The organism is Rhodococcus tibetensis, from assembly GCF_024438035.1.
GTDB classification, from domain to species: Bacteria; Actinomycetota; Actinomycetes; order Mycobacteriales; family Mycobacteriaceae; genus Rhodococcus_F; species Rhodococcus_F tibetensis.
The window spans coordinates 135393-150326 of record NZ_JANFQF010000007.1 but is presented as its reverse complement, the minus strand read 5'-3'; the positions used below and the strand labels follow the sequence as shown (position 1 = coordinate 150326).

Below are 14934 nucleotides of genomic sequence, written 5' to 3'. Positions count from 1 at the left end.
GTGACCCGGACTTTCTCGTGGTGCCCTTCGGTGGAGGCGATGTCGGCCGGTGACTTGCCCACCTGGAAGCCACCCAGTCGGCTGACCGTGACGGCAGCAGCAGCAGCGCCGGCGGGACATTAAAGTCCTCAGCAGCGACGTGCTCCGCGGCGTCGAACTAGTACCCGGGGTGGTGCCAGTCGAGAACGACAAACCGCGGATCGTCGGAGAACTCGGCAACGAAGCACCGCAGCGCCTCGGCGTTGACCGCATCGAACCGCGCCCGCCAGGAAGTTCGTCCTGCATAGAACGGTGTGGCATCGTCAGGTCCAGGAGCGAACGGAGGTCCTGCTCGATGCGATACACCCGCGACTTCGGCTCTCCATTGCCTCCGGCTTGGACCGACCTGCCCGACCGTGATCGTTAGTGGACTGAGTTCGAGGAAAGATTCGGGTTTCGCTCGGGCACGAATCCCGAATCATGGCCGGCGATCGCCGAGCCGACGCCTTCAGTGACCTTCGATCGCACCAACACCGCCGCCACTGTAGGATCCACGGCTCGGTGTCAGTTCTCTGTCCATCCGACCTGCAGATTCTTAACGTCGTGTCAGTGCGTAATTCTCACGAACTTGTCGGAATCCTCAGCCCGGTCGCTATCCCGTAAGCCGATCGTCGATCGGGACCGCTGAGGGACTGGCGGAATCTCGGGTAGTCGCTGTGTGCATCTACGACTGATTCCCGCGGGGGACAATGGCGCGATGCAATCTGAGCCGAACTCTGATGACGCCGGAACGGCAGCTGTCGATGATGAGCCCTGGTACGAGCTGGCGTTCGCTCTGCTGGGTACGTTCGCTGGTTTCGTCGTGGGCGTCGCACTGGGTTGGTATGCAATTACCTGGGGGGTGGATACGTTGAGGGACGTGATGGATGTCCCGGAGTTGTCGCCGGTGCCCATCGCAGACCGGGCACCAGGTGTCCCCGGCCCAACGGGGGGTACTGGGTGGCGTGGGCGATACCTCTGCTCACGGTGTACGCCATCGGCGCAGTCGTGGTGTGGCGCTCACGAGCGGCACGGTGGTTCACTGCGTCGCTGTTGTTGGGATTCACCGGTCTCTGCTTGATGTTCGCGCCACTGTGGATCTCAATCGACGTTGGCGGGTTCTCCCCAAGCTAAATTCGCCCTGATCCGCGCACCATATGCGGAACCATCAGCGGAACAGTTCGGCCGACAGCACCGGCGGACAATAGGTGTCAGTTTCAGAAGACGACTGCACGATGTCAGGAGTGCACTGCACTAGCGTGCGGTATCGAGGGCCGGTGCCTGGCGGGCGTCGTAGGCGTCCCGCGCACGGTCGACTTCGTGGACGTGGGCTTCGGCCCACAGTCGTAGTGCGGTCAGAGGGTCACGGAGGGTGCAGCCCAGTTTTGTGAGCTCGTATTCCACGCGAGGTGGTGTCTCGTCGTAGACATGTCTGGCGACGATTCCGTCACGCTCGAGGTCTCGGAGGGTCTCGGACAGGACCTTGCCGCTGATGCCGCCCACTTCCGCCTGCAATTTACCGAAGCGTAATCGTCGGTCTCCCAAAGCAATCACGATCATCGCCGTCCACTTGTTCGCAATTCGCGCCAACGAGATACGCGACGGACATGATTCGATCATGACGTTCCATGCGGGTGAAGACATGGTTCCCCCAGCTCATCGACAGTTACGTTGAGGTAACAGGCTACCGGGTGCCACTGTCGCCACGTTGATGTTCCCGGCACAGGAGATGACTCAGATGACGAACACCACCCCACTGAACGTGGCCACACGATACTTCGATGCCCTCGGACGTGGTGACATACCGACAATGATGGGACTGCTCGATACCGACGTAACGTGGTACCAACCGGGACGCAATCAGTTCTCCGGGACGCATCGAGGCGTCGACGGTGTCGGCCGCCTCCTGGGCAGCATGATGGCGGTCAGTGAAGGAACCTTCGGATTGACGGTGGAAGGGACGATGATGGTCAACGGCGACAAGGTCGCCGTCCCGGTGCGTTTCGCCGGTCGCCGAGACGGCGCGTCGATGGACATGTCGGGCGTCGATCTACTCCGTGTTGTCGACGGCAAGATAGTTGCAGTACACCTGTTCTCCGCGGACGGCGAAGCGGAGGACGCGTTCTGGGGCGCGCCCTAGATTCGACCGACTCCTGCCCGGCCGGCACGTTTCCAGCAGTGTCGACGGACCTAGCCGGTGACCTCGGCCGGTAGGACTCGCCGTCGGTGATGACGACGGTGGCGTGGTGCAGAAGCCGGTCGAGGATGCTGACGGCGGTGGTCTGCTCGGGTAGGAATCGGCCCCATTGCTCGAACGGCCAGTGTGAGGCGATGGCCAACGAGCGGCGTTCGTAGGCGCCGGCGACGAGCCGGAACAACAGTTGGGTGCCGGTGTCGTCGAGTGGGGCGAACCCGACTTCGTCGAGAAGGATCAGATCGACCCGCAACAGGGAGTCGATGATCTTGCCGACGGTGGGGGTACCGCCCTGCACGCAGTGCTTGGGGGAGTGTCGGCGAGTCCGCGGTAGAGCGTCTCGACCAGGTCGGTGGCGTGGGGGTCCCTCCCGCTTGCGGGGGAGAAGTAGCGGACTTTGTGCCCGGCGTAGACCGCGGCGATCCCGAGCCCGATCAGGGTGTGTGACTTTCCCGTGCCGGCCGGTCCGATGATCATCAGATTCGACTGTGCTCGAACCCATCCCAGACTGGTCAGGTAGTCGAACACCTTGGGCTGAATCGATGACGCCGCGACGTCGAACGACTCCAACGTCTTCGTGACCGGGAACGCGGCGACCTTGAGCCGGTTCACGATGTTCGAGGCGTCCCGTGCGGCGATCTCCGCCTCGACGAGGGTTCGCAACACCTCTTCCGGGGTCCAGCGCTGGGTCTTCGCGGTCAGGAGGACTTCGGGTGCGGTGCGACGGATCGCGGCGAGTTTGAGCCGGCGCAACCCGGCGTCGAGGTCCGCCGCCAGCACCGGAATCGAGGGCGGTGGAGCAGGTGTGACCGGCCCTTCTGCGGTGGTCGCTGTTTCGGTCATGAGCCGGCGCTCCCGTCCGTGCGCGGGCCGATCGCATTGTCGTCGAGCGATCGGGTCGGTGCCGTCGGAAGATCCAGAATCAACGCATCCCCGGCCGGTCGTGGTTGCGGAGTTCCGGCACCGGCAGCGAGGATCGAGCGAACGTCGGCCGCTCGGAAGCGTCGGAATGCCACCGCCCGGGTCAACGCCGCCACCAACGCCTCGGTGCCGTGCGCGGCGCCCAGTGCCAGCAACACCTCGAGTTCGGGTCCCAGGCGGGTGTTGCCGATCGCGGCGGCACCGACCAGGAACGCGTCGGCGCTCGCACGGAGTGCGCAGAATTGCTGCTCGACATCGTTCTCGGCCTAGGTGCCCGGTTCGGGGTCGGGCGGGGTCCGTCGTAGTGCTCGTCGTGCACCGACGCTCGTTCCCGGTGCGGTGAGGTCGTGTTCGGCGACCACCTGCCCGGTCGCCGGTTCGACGATCACCAGGGCATCGTCGGACTGAACCAGCCGCACGGAGGTCCCGATCAGCCGGGTCGGGACCGAGTACCGGGCGGACGCGCACACACGAGAGCCGGTCCACTTTGCGGGTCACCGGCGGCGGCCCCATCTGCAACCGCAGAGACGGCAACGGGTGCAACAGTTCCCGCTCGTCGCGCAGTCGTTCATCAGGAATCGCGCAGATCTCAGTGTGCATCCGGGCGTTGGCCTCGGCGCACCAGGTGCGGGCGGCGGCGTTCGCGGTATGGACATCGACCGTGGTGTCGGCGACCACAGCCTCGGTGAACAGCGGGACGGCCAGGTCACACTGGGCGTAGCCGACGAGGTTCTCCACGACGCCCCTCGACTGCGGGTCGTTGGCGTGGCAGAAGTCGGGGGCGAAGCCGTAGTGGGTGGCGAAGCGGACATAGTCCGGGGTGGGGATCACCACGTTCGCCACGACCCCGCCCTTGATGCAGACCGCCGACGGTGGCCCAGTCGATCACCAGGTACTCACCGGGTGTCCACACCGCGGGGCGGCGTCCGCGGTGATGTTCGCTGCGCCGCTGCGCTTTCGCATCCGAGACGAGGCGGCGGAAGTTGCGGTCCGACCCGTCGTAGCCGGCGGTCCGTGCGATCGGGAGCAACCGTTTCGCGGAGATGCGGCCCTGGGACTTCTCCACTCGTTGGGTGACGAGTTCGGTCACCGCGTCGTAGTTGCGGGCGCGTTCTGCGCGTGGTCGCGGGGTGTCACCGGCCTCGAACTGCTCAACGACTCGCTTGACGGTCTTGTGGGTGGTGCCGCAGAGCTCGGCGGCATCTCGGTACGACCCGACTTCTCGGTAGGCGGAAATGATGTCCATACGGTCCCGCGCAGTAGAACTGCGGCACATACACATCGCGTTCCTCGACCGAGTTCGCGTGCCGCAGTCCTTCCTCGGGTTCGACGTCCGGGTCGTCGAAGGTGTCCCAGTCGATGTCGCCCTCCTCGACCGGCTCTCCGGATTCGACGTCGTCGTACATCGTGTCGGTGGTCACCCACACGCCCCACAGGAACCCGCGCCGCCAGCAAGCACACGGACCCGCCACTAGCGACGAGCGGGTGGAGGGCTCCTCGCGCGGCCGGTGATACCGCGCTCGGAACCCTTCGACAACCGCGACAGACCCCACCTCCTTGGTCACCGAAGGGTGTTCTTGCATTCGCGAGCAATCCGGTCCGCATCGTCGACCGCGTCGGCCTCGGCGACCCCGCATGGGTGGCCTTACAGGATTGTTGCCGTGCGCGCCGGCCGGATCACCGGATCTTCGCTGGAACCGCCTGTCCCGACGGATCGTGGGATGGGAAGGGCTCGCGACAAGCAAACCCTGGCCGCGGGGAGCGCCATTGTCCGGGGGTGGTGAGGGTGAGATGCGACTAAACTCCGGTGATGGAGCGAAGTAGCGACGCCGCACAAACCCGTGGTAGAGGCGCTCGCCGGTCGCCGTTTGACCGGTTCGTCGAGCAGGCCGAGCTGCGAGTCAGTCAGGCGCCGTTCTTCTTCGTCTGTGCCGGGATCGTCGTGGCGTGGCTGATCAGCTTGCCATGGTGGACGGACCTCAAGGCCTGGCAAATTGCCATTCATACCGTTGCGAGCGTTTTCACGCTGCTGTTGGTGGTGCTGCTCGAGAACGCCGGCCGCCGCACAAGCGAGGCCTCGCAAGAGAAACTCAATGTCATCGCCGAGGCGCTGGCCGCGTTGCTGGCGTCATCCGCATTCAACGATCCCGAGCTTCGAACGGCCGCGGAACGGTTGAGGGAAGCTGTTGGACTCGAAGACCGCCACTGAGATGTGGTTGTACGGGAAGTCCCCAGCGGCCAAATCCCGCCGCCGGTGACCGGAGCCCTTGGGTGGGGACCGGATCCGCTCTCAACGGCCACCCACATCCTCGATGTAGTGGGCCATGGCGAAGCTGTGCGCGCCGCCTGTTGGTGCGGGCCCGGAGCCGCACTGTTACCGATCGGATTCTGAAGCCGGATCGAGGAACTGGTCGAGCACGCGGAAGAACAGCTCCGGTTCGTCCAGTTGAGGGAAGTGACCTGCGCGGGGAAAAATTTCGACGCGACTGTGGGGGACGACGCGGCGCAGGTTCTCGGCGTGGGAGGCGGGAATCATCCTGTCTTTGCCACCCCACACCAGCAGCGACGGAAGCGATTCGAACTTCGAGAAATGTTGCTTGGCGCTGACGGTCTGTCCACGCAGTCCCACAACTGCACGTGTGGAGGCGAGGAACGCTGCTCGCGATGACTTGTCCGACACGGTCTCGAGGGACCGCCACGTTTCCGCGGCGCTGCGGCTGGGCTGGACGGGCAGCCCGAGGCGTCCCAGTTGTTTGAGCGCGTTCTCGGTGTTGCGCCGAAGCCAGTCGGAGGCAAGGAGGGGTAGGACCAGTTCGCTGCCGGGCAGGGTGGCCGCCTTGAGGAACAGGCTCACCTCGGTCCCGAGGCCTCCGCTGCTCACCAGGCACAGCCGCTCAACTCGCTCGGGAAAGAGATACGACAGCTGCATCACGATTCCGCCGCCGAGGGAATGCCCCACGAACGCGGCGGAGGAAATCCCGAGATGGTCCATCAGGTCGCGGAGGGTGGCGGCGTGCGCGCTCAGTGAGTAGTCGCCGGAGGGTTTGTCGGACTGCCCGTGCCCGAAAAGGTCGGGTGCCACCACTCGATGCTTCTTTGCGAGTCTTCTGATCTGCGGCGCCCAGGACTCGTGCGAGCCGAGCAGCCCGTGCACGAGCACCACCGGCGGTCCCTCGCCGACGTCGACGAACTTGAGGACGTCATTGTGCAGGACCACGGACTCGAGCTTGCGTCGCGACACTGTGCCCTTCCGTCTCGTAGTTTCAACCAGCAGAGCGCCCCGACCGCCCGAGGCCGGACTCGAGTACCTGGAATATAGACCAGCTCCGCTGCCCGGCTTCGGCTTCGGCTTCGAAGTGGAGAAACGATGTCGGAGCGCCGCGTCTGTCCGTGTACGCCCTGCCTGATCTTCTCACGTGCGTGCGGAGCCGGCGCGGCGTGAGTCCGCCGCGTCGGTGGAAGTTCTGGCCGCACAAGTGTTGCGGGTCGGGGGTGCAGGCGGGATGGTTCGTCCGTTTCTGGGTTCAGCTCACCTCAGGGGCTGGGCTGTCGGGGTGAGGCAGGGTTGCGGTGAGTCCCGTGATCAGGATGTCGAGGCCGCGCTCGAGTTCCGTGGTGCCGTCGTACGACGCCAGTACGGGTGCGAGACCGCGCAGGAGGGGGAAGTCGCCGATCGGTAGCCGGTGCAGTCCCAGACGTAGCAGGTCGTCGTGCTCGTCGGGTCGTTCGACGAGTTCCTGGAGTTCGTTGAGGACGTGACCGTGGAGGAAGCCCAACAAGGCCCGGTAGACGTGCAGGGCATCAGTCGCGGTGAAGCCGGCCCGGGTGAGCAAGTTCAGGATGTTCTCGAGCGGGCGCAGTGTTCCCAGGGGCCGCAGCCCGAGGGGCGTCGACAGGGGCCGGGTGACCAGGAGCGGGACCACGTGGGGATGGTCGAGCGCCAACCGGCGGAAGCGGCGGGCGACCTCCCGGAGTTGGGTCACCCAGTCGCCGTCATCGGTGTCGACGACGAGCTGCTCGAGGACGCTCTCGGCGACGCCGTCGAGGAGAGCGGCCTTGTTCGGGGCATGACGGTAGAGGGCCATCGGATCGCGGCCCAGGGCCTTGCCGAGGCGACGCATGGACAGTGCGCCGATTCCGTCGCGGTCGATGATCTCGAGTGCGGCAGTCAGGATTCGCTGTCGGGTGATCGGGCCGCCGTCCGGGACCTGACCGTTGCCGGAGAGGGTCGTGCGATCAGCGGGGGCCTTGGCCATCACAAACACTTCCTTCACTGCTTCCAACTGTAGGCCTTTACTGTAGGTCTTGATAGTAGACCTACAGTGTTGACACACCGGGGAATGCGGCGTTGACTGGGTAATACACCAGGGGCCCTGGGAGGCCGTCATGATCATCATCGGACTGATCGCCCTGCTCGCCGCCGTCATCGTCGGAGTCGCAGGTGTGCTGAACAACAGCGGTGATACGCACGCTCTGACCGACGACTTCGCCGTCTTCGGCTATCACGTCACCGGGTCGACCGGCACCCTGTTCCTGTACGGCATCGCCGTCGGCGCGATCGGGATGTGCGGGCTGAGCCTGCTGCTGGCCGGCGCCCTGCGTGGCCGTCGGGCCCGCCGCGAACTGCACGAATCCCGCCGCGAATCCGCCGACGGGAACCCCGGCCGCGACAACGTCGAACCAGGGCACGAGTCGGTCGCCGCGAACCAGCCACCGCACGGGGCCGATCGCAGTCACCGGTCTACCGGGGGACGCGACTGGCGGCACCCGTTCGGCCACCGATCCGAGAGTGCGGCCACCACACGCGTCGCACACTGAGGAAATCCACCGACACCGGGCCCGCAGCCGCGCCGTCCGATCACCGAGAAGAAAAGAAGTACCGCCATGAGCATCGTGAAGAAGCTTCGGCACAAGGCCGAAACCGCCGAGGGTGCCACCAAGAAGACGGTCGGCAAGACCCTCGGAAACGAACGCATGGAAACCGAGGGGAGTGCAGACCAGGCCAAGGGCAACACCAAGCAAACCGGCGACAAGCTCAAGCAGGCGGGACAGAAGTTCAAGCACGTCTTCACACACTGACCCGCTCATACCGTCCGATACCCCAATCCCTAAGTCTCTGTCCCGAAATCAGGTCACCGTCATGATCATCCTCGGAATCATCCTCGCCATTATCGGCGTGGTCATCAGCATGCCCATCCTGTTGTATGTCGGAGTCGCGCTCATCGTCATCGGCGTGGCCCTTGAGATCATGGGCATGACCGGCCACGCGGTTGCGGGCCGACGCCACTACTACTGACCCGGCCCGAGGCCGCACCGGACGTGCGCACACCTCGACGTTCGGGGGTGGGGCACGTCCGAAATCTGGAGAACCACGCATGGCGATATCCGACATCAAGGAATACGCGCACCTCACCGAGGCGGACGTCGAGGCGCTCAGCGCCGAGCTGGACAGCATCCGCCGGGACATTACCGAGTCGCTCGGCGCCGCCGACGCCACCTATATCCGCCGCACCATCGGCTTCCAGCGGATACTGGATGCCGCTGCGCGGCTGGTGATCTACGGCAGCAGGAGACCGGCGGGCTGGGTCCTCGGGACGACTGCGCTCGGTGTGGCCAAAAGTGTGGAAAACATGGAGATCGGCCACAACGTCTCCCATGGTCAATGGGACTGGATGAACGACCCCGAAAATTCATTCCAGCAACTGGGAATGGGACATGGCCGGCCTCTCGTCGCAGTGGCGTTACTCGCACAACTACCGCCACCACGTGTACAGCAACGTCGTCGGAATGGACGAGGACCTCGGCTACGGTGTCCTCCGGATTACCCGCGATCAACCGTGGAAGCCCGAAAACCTATTGCAACCGCTGCGGAACCTGGTGATGGCGGCGATGTTCGAATGGGGCATCGCCCTGCACGACCTGTATTCCGAACAGGATCGCGCCGGCGCCGCCGCCGAGAAATCCGCCCAGACCCGCGCGCTGCTCGGGAAGATTCTCCGCCAGGCGGGCAAGGACTACCTGCTCTTTCCCGCCCTCAGCGGGCGGCGGTGGCGGCGAACCTGACCGCGAATCTGCTGCGGAACGTGTGGGCGTACGTGGTGATTTTCTGCGGGCACTTCCCCGACGGTGCCGAGAAGTTCACCCTCGCCGAACTCGAGAACGAAACCCGGCCGGAGTGGTATCTGCGGCAGATGCTCGGCGCGGCCAACTTCCGTGCCGGCCCGGTGTTGGCGTTCCTCAGCGGCAACTTGTGCTATCAGATCGAGCATCACCTGTTTCCCGACCTCCCCAGCAACCGCTACGCGGAAATCTCCACCAAGGTGCGCGCGCTGTGTGACAAGTATGACCTGCCGTACACCACCGGCTCCCTCGTAGGCTGTTTTTCGAGTTGCAGGATGCGTTGGTATGCGGCTGCGCGTTCGACTACGGCGAGTTTCGCGGGGTCGGTGATGCCGTACTTGTTGTTGAGGACGCCGGGGGCGATCTCGTAGGGATCGTTCACTCGGGCTGTTCAGCCTCGTATTCGGCGAGTGCTGCGGCGACTGCGAGTTCCACGGCTTTGTCGCCGGTGATATCTCCGCGTAGTTGCCGGCGACCGATTTCGATGTCGGTGGCGCTGGGTTCCATGCCTGCCATGCGGTGACCAGCTGTGGCGGCGGCGATCGCCCGGTCGATCTGGGCGTCGGTCATGTGCGACTGCGCGGTGCGTGCGGTGGTCATCGCTGTGGCTCCTTCACTGGTTCTAGTATCCGAGTTCTTTGCGTAGGGCTGCGAGCTCTTCTTCTGCGGTGGTTTCACCGTTGAGTACTCGTCGGCAGGCCGCTTTGTCTTCTTCGGTGACGGTGCCTCCTGCGAGGCGGACGCCTGCGGTGGCGAACTGGATGGAGTCTTCGATGCTGCGAGAGGCGGGGCGAACGGCGGCGTCTTGTGAGGTGGTCACCGATGCTCCTTCGTCTCGAAATGGTGGCGGGGTGCGGGGGAGTGCGCACCTTTGTCTATTCTACCTGATCATTGCCGGTTTCCTGGGGTCAACAGACCTTCGGGGAGCCGGTCAGCACAGGGTGTTTTGGGCTTGGATTGCGGCGTCGTCAGTGCGTTTCTGGTAGGCGGTGGCGAAGGCTTGGGCGGTTCCTGCGGTGCATCCCATTTCCCGGCCGACTTCTGTCCAGGTGAGTCCGGACTGGTGGAGTTCCCAGGCGTCGTGTTCGTCGTCGGTCATGGTGTGAGGTCCTTCCCGGTCGGTTGAGGTGTGCTGCCCCGGCGGCGGTGTTGCCACCAGGTTCCGGTGATGTAGGCGAGGCCGATGACGATCTGCCCGATGCCCGCGTACAGCGCGGATGTTCGGTGGTCGTGGCCGGTGACGAGGAGGGTGCCGACGACTATCCAGCAGATTCCGAACACGGTGTGCGCGATGGGGCCGGGTTTGCTGGTGTCGTTCACAGGATCCTTTCGTTGATGGTGTTGCGGCGTTCGGTGAGGGCGCGTTGACGGCGGCCGAGTCGCACATGTGGTCGTAGAGCTGGTCTAATCTTCATCACCACCGGCAGCGTCCGTGACGTCGTGGGACCGTCGGCGTGTCGGCTTGGAATGGTCGTGAACGAATGGTTGCCTACACCCGTACGGGAAGTGGGTTGCCATGGCGCAGACACAGAAGGTGTCACTGCCGGACGGTAGTGACACCTGGACTGTCCTCGATCGCGACTATGCAGTGGTCCAGCCTGTCGAGGAGTGGCTGCGGGTCGCGTGCGCGTGCAGCCCGAACACGGTCAAGGCCTACTCGCGCGGGCTCGCATTGTGGTGGCATTACCTCGAGGAAACCGGTGTCAACTAGCGCGATCCGGGACTGACCGCGTTGAGCGGATTCATCGGCTGGCTCAACAGCGGGGACCTTCCCACCGCACGCCGGCGCCCAGGCAAGCCTGCGGGGTGCGGACCGCGCACGGTATCGCTGGGACTGGCGGCGTTGGCCTCGTTCTACGAATGGTCCGAACGCCAGTACGGCATCGTTGCTCCACGATTGGGGCGCGCGCGGCGGGATCCCGCGTTCCGACCCTTTCTGGTGCACCTGCGGGATCGGCGGCACGATCAGCCCGCCGCGCTGGTGCCGCGGCGCCGCTGGCATGCGGGGCCGACACCGGTGTTCCTGCCGGTGCAGGTGCAGCGGATCCTCGACGCCGCCGCGACGTTCGATTCCGCCGACCGGTCGTGGGCCGGGAATCTGCGTGACCGTTTGCTGTTCGAGATTCTTGCCGAGACCGGCCTTCGTCTGGGTGAAGTGTTGGGGGTGCGGCATGAGGACTGGGTTGTCGGGCGCGGCGCAACCCCCTATCTCAAAGTCGTTCCCCGAGAAGATAATGCCGACGGCGCCCGGGTGAAGAACATGCGGGGCCGCCGGGTATTCGTCTCCGACCGGCTCGAGTGCCTCTATGGGGATTTCCTCTACCAGGTCGGGGATCTCGCCGACCGTCACGGGTTGCCGCTGCGCGACACCGATCCGGTGCTGGTCAACACCGGTGGCGGCCGGTTGCTGTCGGCGATGACCCCGAGCGGGGTCTACCGGGTCGTCGAACGGCTGCAAAGCCGCCTCGGTGACAGCGTCCCCGCCGGATGGACTCCGCACTGGTTTCGGCACACCCATGCCACCGCACTCCTGCTCAACGGTGTTCCCGAACACGTGGTGATGCGGCGGCTCGGTCATGCCCAGGTGCACGCTCGACCTGTACGGGTGGGTGACCGAGGAGGCGGAGCTGCGCAGCGTGGCCGAATGGCGTAGTTACGCGCAGGGGTGGCGCCTGCCGAGTATGCCCGACAATCCCGCAGATCAGGGGGAGCGATGAAGTCTGCGGCGTTGCCGCTGCCGGCGCACAAGCCGACCGGGGTAACCCACGACGATCTGTGGGAGATCGTTCCCGAACAGGTCCGGCCGAGCGGGACGCTCGACATGCGGGTGTGGCCGTGGCACGAGGTGATCTATCACTCCGAGTTCTGGTCTCATCGGCATGTCGCCCTCGATGTTCCCGACCCGGTCCGTCACGAATTCGTGTGGTGGCTGTGGTCGCTGCACGTCACCGGTGAGCGTGTCTCCCCGGGCGCGGTGTCGGTGTGGTTGCACCTGATCGGGCGGATCAACACCTCGCCGGTGCAGCGGGGTCAGCCGCCGGTGACCTCGTTCCTCGACCTGGACCTCGACACCTGGATGACCGAGGCCCGGTCCGCCTACACCGCCCGTCATCAACGCCGGCCCGGGGTGAGCTTTCGGAACGACTACGCAAATCCGCTCAAGCGGATCCGCCGGGCGGTCGGTATCGCCTATCACGAACGAGCCTGGTGGCAGGCCGACCTGTGGGATCCGGTGCACGACCCGCGGATCCCGACGCGTCGGCACGAACCGCGCGGGCGCGCCACCGTCGACTGGTCGACCGTCGAACCGGACTGGCTGCGGGCTGCGGGCTGCGGGCTGCGGGCTGCGGGCCAATGGTGGCTCGGCACCCTCGTCAACGCCGACCGGATCCGGTGGGGCACCGTCGGCAGATACCGGACCTCGCTGTGCGCCCATTTCGGCCCCTTCCTGATCGAACGGGCAGTCGACCAGCCCGGTGCTGGTCACCGACCCGACCAGCATGCTCAGACCCTTCGCCAATGACTTTCTCGGCTGGTTACGCACCCGCCGCGCTGCCACCGGGCCCCACCGGGGTCAGCCACTGAGCGCCAAGACCGTCGCCAGTGTCCTGACGGCGGTGAACTCGATGTACGCGTTCTTCGTCGAACACCGCGACGAAGCCGCGTTCGTGCTGGGTGACTCGCGGTGGCGCGAGCTCAGCGAACGCCACCTCGTGCTGTGGTCGCACGGGGAAACGATCTCGGTCGGACGGTCGGCGAACGAGGAACCCGCATACCTCGACGACGAAGATCTCAGCCGGGTCGCCGCGCACCTGGACCTGCTCGGGCTACCCACCTCCGAATCCCGCACCAGCGTCGTCGACGGGCACGAGAAGGAGGTCTCCGGGCTCGGCGATCCGCAGGTCATGCGCGTATATCTGCTGCTCATGCTGACCGGTCGCCGCCTCAGCGAGATCCTGATGCTCGATCCGGAACCGCTGAGCTCCCTGCTGACCACACCCACCGACGAGCACGCCGATCGCCAGAATCCCAAAACCACCGAACCGACCTCGGAGCTCTTCGTCGCCCGACTGCGCTACCAACAAACCAAGATCGACGGGGCGCCGAACACAATCCCGGTCGAGCAGGCCGTGGTGAACATCATTCGCGAGCAACAGGACTGGGTCCGCGACACCATTGCGCCGACGCTCAGTCGCGGCGCCGAACCTCAGTACTTGTTCCTCGCCCGCAAGAGCAACCAGCGCGGTCAGCGCCCGCTCGGCGACATCCGCGGGCGCATGACCGAACTCGCCACCCTGATCGAGCTTCGCGACAAGCACGGCCGGCCCGTCGATTTCCAACGCACCCATCGTCTTCGGCACACCAAGGCCACCCAGATGCTGAACGCGGGAACCCCGCTTCACGTCGTGCAACGTTATCTCGGTCATGTTTCACCGGAAATGACACTCCGGTACGCCAAGACACTCGCGAGCACCCACGAACGGGAATTTCTGCGTCTCGCCCTCATCGGCACCGACGGCCGTGACCACGAGGTCGACCAGCGCGCGCTGCTCGATGTCCTGCAACTCGACCAACGCACCGACCGGATCCTGCCCAACGGCTACTGCCTGCTGCCGCGCCCGAAAACCTGCGAACGGGGCAACGCGTGCCTGACCTGCGGCGAGTTCGCAACCAACGCCACCTATCTGACCGAACTGACCGAGCAGAGGGACTCGACACTGCGGTTGATCGACACACGACGGGCGCAACACCGCGATCGCACGGGCCGGGAAATGACCGACGATAACATCTGGCTGACCGCGCGCAACAGCGAGGGTCGCCGCCCTGAACCTGATCATCGACACGCTCGGCGGCGACGACAGTTCCGGCACCGTGCAGGGGGCCGGGATAGCGGGGCGGGACGCGATCCGCAGGGCAGCCGAACCACGGCCACCGGTCGATCTTCCCCTCGGCCCGACCAGGAGAGGATCCCGACCGTGACTCTCGACGCCGACCAACGCGCCCAGCTGCTCCGCCGCTCCGCCGAGCCCGCACCGCTGCCGCGACCGAGAGGGCGAACAAGGCCATTGCTGAACTGAACAAACGCGGCGAACCCGTGAATTTCCGGAGAGTTGCGCGAAAAGGCCAGGTCAGCCTGGATTTCCTCTACCGCAACACGGAGTTGCGCGAGACCATTACCCGCCTCCGAAGCCGGCACCAGTCGGCATCGGCCGTCCCGGTCGAACCGGACCCCCAAAGCACCATCGTGCGCACCCTCACCCGCCAGCTCCGCGACGCCAAGGCCGAGATCACCCGCCTGCAGGCGGCACTCGCCGCCGCACACGGAGAGAATCTTGCACTCCGCAGAACCCAAAATCACCCGGATACCAACCCGCACAATAGTCACCACGCCCACGACCTCAAGCTCGTGGATCGGCCGATCGGGACACCGTTCAGCGATCGTCATCCGGTTCTCCACTAGGTGCTGGTACTCAGCGAGTACGCTCACCTGCAGCAGGGTCGGGACAGGTCCCACGTTGGAGGGCGCGACATGCGCTGTGCTGCGATTTCTCGTTCGTCCGTCGCCTGGGCCGTGGGGTCCGTGGCAATCCTCGCTGCACCGCTCGGCTCGTCCGCTGCGGCGACTGCGAACCCGCCGCCGGCCCCGGCAGCGAGGACGATGTTTCAGGCCCCGGTGACGT

At 65.3% G+C, this 14934-nt stretch carries 18 protein-coding genes and 5 pseudogenes; 13 read left to right on the top strand and 10 right to left on the bottom strand.

The window, feature by feature from the left end:
* Positions 1 to 160: 160 nt before the first annotated feature.
* Positions 161 to 271, bottom strand: a pseudogene (locus NOF53_RS28025) (DUF2716 domain-containing protein); the annotation flags it as partial.
* A 147-nt stretch (positions 272 to 418) separates the two neighbouring features.
* Here NOF53_RS28025 and NOF53_RS10515 point away from each other — a divergent pair.
* Positions 419 to 667: pseudogene (locus NOF53_RS10515) on the top strand (hypothetical protein); the annotation flags it as partial.
* Positions 668 to 1272: 605 nt separating this feature from the next.
* On the opposite strand, the gene NOF53_RS10510 reads toward NOF53_RS10515, so the two are convergent.
* Complete coding sequence (locus NOF53_RS10510; protein ID WP_255967969.1) at positions 1273 to 1662, bottom strand: winged helix-turn-helix transcriptional regulator; 390 nt, start codon at positions 1660 to 1662, stop codon at positions 1273 to 1275.
* A 94-nt stretch (positions 1663 to 1756) separates the two neighbouring features.
* Here NOF53_RS10510 and NOF53_RS10505 point away from each other — a divergent pair, with 94 nt between their 5' ends.
* Positions 1757 to 2158, top strand: a complete 402-nt coding sequence (locus tag NOF53_RS10505) for a nuclear transport factor 2 family protein (protein WP_255967968.1) — start codon at positions 1757 to 1759, stop codon at positions 2156 to 2158.
* Between the two features lie 67 nt (positions 2159 to 2225).
* Here NOF53_RS10505 and istB read toward each other — a convergent pair.
* Both istB and NOF53_RS10495 read right to left on the bottom strand, forming a co-directional pair.
* Positions 2226 to 3055 (bottom strand): annotated as a pseudogene (istB, locus tag NOF53_RS10500) (IS21-like element helper ATPase IstB); the annotation flags it as partial.
* Positions 3052 to 4409 (bottom strand): annotated as a pseudogene (locus tag NOF53_RS10495) (Mu transposase domain-containing protein). The pseudogenes istB and NOF53_RS10495, both read right to left, overlap by 4 nt.
* On the opposite strand from NOF53_RS10495, the gene NOF53_RS10490 reads away from it, so the two are divergent.
* Both NOF53_RS10490 and NOF53_RS10485 read left to right on the top strand, forming a co-directional pair.
* Positions 4372 to 4608 (top strand): hypothetical protein, encoded by a 237-nt coding sequence (locus NOF53_RS10490; RefSeq protein WP_255968177.1) that lies wholly within the window; start codon positions 4372 to 4374, stop codon positions 4606 to 4608. The pseudogene NOF53_RS10495 and the gene NOF53_RS10490 sit on opposite strands and share 38 nt — an antisense overlap.
* 335 nt (positions 4609 to 4943) lie before the next feature.
* Positions 4944 to 5342 carry a low affinity iron permease family protein gene (locus NOF53_RS10485; RefSeq protein ID WP_255967967.1) on the top strand — a complete coding sequence of 133 codons (399 nt, stop codon included), beginning with the start codon at positions 4944 to 4946 and terminating at the stop codon, positions 5340 to 5342.
* 165 nt (positions 5343 to 5507) lie between these two features.
* On the opposite strand, the gene NOF53_RS10480 is transcribed toward NOF53_RS10485, so the two are convergent.
* The gene (locus NOF53_RS10480) at positions 5508 to 6374 is read right to left on the bottom strand and encodes an alpha/beta fold hydrolase (protein ID WP_255967966.1); all 867 of its coding nucleotides are present in this window, start codon (positions 6372 to 6374) and stop codon (positions 5508 to 5510) included.
* Positions 6375 to 6657: 283 nt separating this feature from the next.
* The gene (locus NOF53_RS10475) at positions 6658 to 7389 is read right to left on the bottom strand and encodes a TetR/AcrR family transcriptional regulator (RefSeq protein WP_255968159.1); all 732 of its coding nucleotides are present in this window, start codon (positions 7387 to 7389) and stop codon (positions 6658 to 6660) included.
* A gap of 130 nt (positions 7390 to 7519) precedes the next feature.
* Here NOF53_RS10475 and NOF53_RS10470 point away from each other — a divergent pair, with 130 nt between their 5' ends.
* The 4 genes and pseudogenes from NOF53_RS10470 to NOF53_RS10455 all read left to right on the top strand — a co-directional run.
* Complete coding sequence (locus tag NOF53_RS10470) at positions 7520 to 7951, top strand: hypothetical protein (protein ID WP_255967964.1); 432 nt, start codon at positions 7520 to 7522, stop codon at positions 7949 to 7951.
* A gap of 66 nt (positions 7952 to 8017) precedes the next feature.
* A complete protein-coding gene (locus NOF53_RS10465) occupies positions 8018 to 8212 on the top strand; it encodes a CsbD family protein (RefSeq protein WP_255967962.1) in 195 nt (64 codons plus the stop codon).
* A gap of 61 nt (positions 8213 to 8273) precedes the next feature.
* On the top strand, positions 8274 to 8429 hold the full coding sequence (locus tag NOF53_RS10460; RefSeq protein ID WP_255967960.1) for a DUF6131 family protein: 156 nt from the start codon (positions 8274 to 8276) through the stop codon (positions 8427 to 8429).
* A 79-nt stretch (positions 8430 to 8508) separates the two neighbouring features.
* Positions 8509 to 9504 (top strand): annotated as a pseudogene (locus NOF53_RS10455) (fatty acid desaturase family protein); the annotation flags it as partial.
* A 127-nt stretch (positions 9505 to 9631) separates the two neighbouring features.
* On the opposite strand, the gene NOF53_RS10450 reads toward NOF53_RS10455, so the two are convergent.
* From NOF53_RS10450 to NOF53_RS10435, 4 genes are all read right to left on the bottom strand, one after another.
* Positions 9632 to 9853, bottom strand: coding sequence for an antitoxin VbhA family protein (locus NOF53_RS10450; RefSeq protein WP_255967958.1), 222 nt, complete (start codon positions 9851 to 9853; stop codon positions 9632 to 9634).
* 22 nt (positions 9854 to 9875) lie between these two features.
* A complete protein-coding gene (locus NOF53_RS10445; RefSeq protein WP_255967957.1) occupies positions 9876 to 10073 on the bottom strand; it encodes an antitoxin VbhA family protein in 198 nt (65 codons plus the stop codon).
* 111 nt (positions 10074 to 10184) lie between these two features.
* Positions 10185 to 10352 carry a hypothetical protein gene (locus NOF53_RS10440; protein ID WP_255967955.1) on the bottom strand — a complete coding sequence of 56 codons (168 nt, stop codon included), beginning with the start codon at positions 10350 to 10352 and terminating at the stop codon, positions 10185 to 10187.
* Entirely contained in the window at positions 10349 to 10573 is a 225-nt protein-coding gene (locus tag NOF53_RS10435) for a hypothetical protein (protein ID WP_255967953.1), read from the bottom strand. The genes NOF53_RS10440 and NOF53_RS10435 overlap by 4 nt, the downstream gene beginning before the upstream one ends.
* A gap of 196 nt (positions 10574 to 10769) precedes the next feature.
* On the opposite strand from NOF53_RS10435, the gene NOF53_RS10430 reads away from it, so the two are divergent.
* Genes NOF53_RS10430 through NOF53_RS10410 form a run of 5 tightly spaced genes read left to right on the top strand, consistent with a single transcriptional unit; the run spans position 10770 to position 14714 of the window.
* Positions 10770 to 10964, top strand: a complete 195-nt coding sequence (locus NOF53_RS10430; protein WP_255967951.1) for a hypothetical protein — start codon at positions 10770 to 10772, stop codon at positions 10962 to 10964.
* A gap of 21 nt (positions 10965 to 10985) precedes the next feature.
* Positions 10986 to 11906, top strand: a complete 921-nt coding sequence (locus NOF53_RS10425; RefSeq protein WP_255967949.1) for a tyrosine-type recombinase/integrase — start codon at positions 10986 to 10988, stop codon at positions 11904 to 11906.
* 60 nt (positions 11907 to 11966) lie between these two features.
* Positions 11967 to 12776: a hypothetical protein gene (locus tag NOF53_RS10420; RefSeq protein WP_255967947.1), complete on the top strand. Its 810-nt coding sequence runs from the start codon at positions 11967 to 11969 to the stop codon at positions 12774 to 12776.
* The gene (locus NOF53_RS10415; RefSeq protein ID WP_255967945.1) at positions 12754 to 14331 is read left to right on the top strand and encodes a site-specific integrase; all 1578 of its coding nucleotides are present in this window, start codon (positions 12754 to 12756) and stop codon (positions 14329 to 14331) included. Before NOF53_RS10420 ends, NOF53_RS10415 begins: the two co-directional genes overlap by 23 nt.
* A complete protein-coding gene (locus tag NOF53_RS10410; protein ID WP_308213804.1) occupies positions 14319 to 14714 on the top strand; it encodes a DUF6262 family protein in 396 nt (131 codons plus the stop codon). The genes NOF53_RS10415 and NOF53_RS10410 overlap by 13 nt, the downstream gene beginning before the upstream one ends.
* Positions 14715 to 14934 lie beyond the last annotated feature (220 nt).